This window comes from Bradyrhizobium sp. (assembly GCF_049581145.1).
GTDB lineage: Bacteria > Pseudomonadota > Alphaproteobacteria > Rhizobiales > Xanthobacteraceae > Bradyrhizobium.
In genome coordinates, this window is sequence record NZ_JBAURI010000103.1 from 1 (window position 1) to 3278 (window position 3278).

Here is a 3278-nt window from a genome sequence, read left to right on the forward strand (position 1 = left end):
GATCATCGCGCTGACCGCCAACGCCCTGGTGGGGCAGCGGGAAGAGTGCTGCGCCGCCGGCATGAATGATTTCCTCACCAAGCCGATCCAGCCGGATACGCTCTATGCGGCCATCCTGCGCTGGGGCACCATCAAAGCCAAAGAACCGATTTGAGCCGGACCATATCCGCTCTCGACGCCGGATGGGTGGCCGCAAAGGCTCGGTAACCGCCGAATACGCTAGTAGCCCAGCGCCAGTCCGGTGCCGCCACGCGGATCGTTCGCACCATAGAACCTGTTTCGACCGATCGCCGTGCCGCCAAGACTCGGTGCTCCGACAATGATCGCGGCGACGTGGTTGGCCGGCTGCGAATCCTCGAAGCGATGCCCCATGCTCTCCAGCACTCTGCGGGTGTCAGGCGACACAGCGTACCGCTCGATATATGTCACGTCCGGCAGCCATTGATTATGGATGCGAGGCGCATCGACGGCTTCCTGAATGTTCATCTGGAAATCGACGACGTTCAGGATCGTCTGCAGGACGGTGGTGATAATCCGGCTTCCGCCCGGCGTGCCGAGAATGAGCACAGGCTTGCCATGCTTCGTGACGATCGTCGGACTCATCGAACTTCGGGGTGTCTTGCCCGGTGCGATGGCATTCGCGTCTTCCTGGACAGAGCCGTGAATGTCGGCGACGCCTGCAATGTCGGCGACGCCTGCGTCCGGCGTGAAATCGTCCATTTCGTCGTTCATCAACACGCCTGTCCCGGTGGCAATGACCCGCGCTCCGAACCAGTCATTGAGCGTGTATGTCATCGAAACTGCATTGCCGGCATGGTCGATGATCGAGAAATGCGTTGTGTTGCTGCCCTCGTGGGGCGCGACACCCTGTCGGATCTCGGTGGAGACGCCGGCCTTGTCCGGCTGTATGGAATCCCGGATTTTTGCGGCGTAGCTCTTCCCGACCAGCTCCCGGCTGGGATTGCCGACAAAATCCGGGTCACCAACGAGACTGTCTCTGTCGACATAGGCGTGACGCATCGCCTCGATCTCGTAATGCAGTGCCTGCGCGGATCCCCAACCTAGTTCCCGGAGTGGATAGCCCTCCAAAATGTTCAGCATCTCGCAGATCGCGATGCCGCCCGAACTCGGCGGAGGCGCCGAGATGACGTGATAGCCGCGGTAATCGCACGCGATGGGCGGGAACTCACGCGTCTTGTAGCGATCGAGATCTGCTTGATCGATGATTCCTCCGCCTGCCCGACTGGCCATGACGATCGCCGCGCCGGTGCGGCCCTTATAAAAGCCGTCAACGCCCTGCTTCCTGATCGAGCGTAGCGTTCCCGCGAGGTCACGCTGCACGAGCCTCTGGCCAGCGACAAAAGGCCGTCCTTTGTTGAGAAAAATCTCGGCGGTAGCTGGACGTCGTCTGAGATCCTCGGTCGCGGAAGCGAGCATGTCGACATCGCCTTGCTGCAGGATGAAACCATCCTCGGCAAGCTCGATCGCCGGCTCGATCAACGCTGCCCGCGTCATCGACCCGTACTTCTGGCGCGCATATTCCAGACCCGACACGGTGCCCGGTACGCCAACTGCCAGCCAGCCGATCGTACTCAGGCCTTTGATGACCTTTCCACCCTTGTCCAGGTACATGTCCCGGCCCGCTGCGCGGGGAGCCTTTTCTCGAAAATCGAGGAAGGTCTTTCGTCCATCGGCAAACCAGATCGTCATGAAGCCGCCTCCGCCCAGATTGCCCGCGGCCGGATAGACCACCGCCAGCGCATATCCCACCGCGACCGCAGCATCGATCGCGCTGCCGCCGCGCCTGAGAACGTTGACCCCGACCTCGGTCGCAAGGTGCTGTGCGCTGACCACCATGCCGCTTTCAGCGGCCACGGGTATCGTCGATGCAGCGTCGGCCGTCGAAACCACGACCAGTGACCAGACGCAGGCAACCAGTATGCAGGCGCCCGTCAACGCTTCAATGGTGATGGCAAATCGACCTGGCCGAAGCTTCAATTCGCCGCCTGAGGCTGGCAAGGACATGAAAATCTTCTCTCCTTTTCAGCGAGGCCTGCGCGCACATCGGCCTCGCTGATAAACGACATCGGCCGCGATTGACCAAAAGGCCGTGCCAATCATGATGCGGCTCTTCCTGCTTGCGGCGAACTGGTGTCGGAACCAAGGAAAACGACCGCGCATGCTCGCAGCCTTCAATGCCCCAATGTTCGCCCGCGCTGCAATGCTTCTCTTCGGACCGCGAGGGACCACTTTTGGTGCCGGTGGCGGCCCGCAAAATCAAAATCGGATTCAATTCCGCTGACTTGTCCCGGTTAATTCGCTATCGTGCAATCCTGCTCGTCGACGGGTCGATGCAGGTTCCGGGGGCCCTGTTCCGGGTTCCTTGGCAAGGTGACATTGAAATGCTTCTTGCGCGCCGCTTTGCTGCCGCTGCGACGGCATTCCTGCTCGTCGCAGGCGGATTTTTCCTCTTGCTGTTCTCGGTCGCGGAATCTCCAGCCGCAGCAGCATCCGAAGCTTGTCCGACCTCGGCCGAGTTGACGGTACTGCCATCGCCGCTGGCGCCTTGGATCGGGGCGCCGTTGCGCGTCATGATCGTCGCCGAGAAGCCGGTCGAGGGCGTGCTGTCGCTGATCGCGCCCAATGGCAGCGTCGCGGTCAAATCGCCGGACCGGCACGGCGGGCCGCCTTATTCCTGGTTCGCCGAGGTTGCAGCACCCGCCGCCGGTACCTGGCACGCGATGCTGGAGCGCGATGCTGCGTCGGCGGATTGCCGCCCGGTCACCCGCGAGATCGTCGTCAGTGCGCGCAAGCCGGAGCCCTTGCGCACGCCGCCGGGAAAAATCTGGCAGGTGCGCAATAACTGGAATAGCACGAACGAAGCTCTGTTCTCGGCGTGGATCGAAAAGCTGTTCGACGCGCCGCCCGACCAGGATCTGTCCTGGAAAGTCTGGTACGAAGTGCTGCGCGACCGATCGCGCAATTTTCTGTTCAACTATCTGGGACGCAACGAGGACATCACGCAGACCGGACTTCGCCCCGACTGCGCCGACTTCGTCTACTTCCTGCGCGCCTATTTTGCATTCAAGATGGGGCTGCCGTTCGGCTATTCGAATTGCTCGCGCGGCTTCGCCGGCAAGCCGCCGAAATGCTATCAGTGGTTCGACATCGAGCATCCCGAGGTCACCCGTCCGCCTCCGCCACCCGAGCAGGACGCCGCGCCGGCTGCGGCAGCAGCGGTACCCGCCGCTCCGCCCGCGCCAAAGCCGGGCCTGCTG

General features: G+C 62.2%; 1 protein-coding gene and 1 pseudogene. One reads left to right on the forward strand and one right to left on the reverse strand.

Annotation, left to right across the window (positions count from 1 at the left end; translation table 11 throughout):
* Positions 1-219: 219 nt before the first annotated feature.
* Positions 220-1956 (reverse strand): gamma-glutamyltransferase, encoded by a 1737-nt coding sequence (gene ggt, locus WCB02_RS03350; RefSeq protein ID WP_423956368.1) that lies wholly within the window; start codon positions 1954-1956, stop codon positions 220-222.
* Positions 1957-2402: 446 nt separating this feature from the next.
* Between ggt and WCB02_RS03355 the strand changes: the two are divergent.
* Positions 2403-3278, forward strand: a pseudogene (locus tag WCB02_RS03355) (hypothetical protein); the annotation flags it as partial.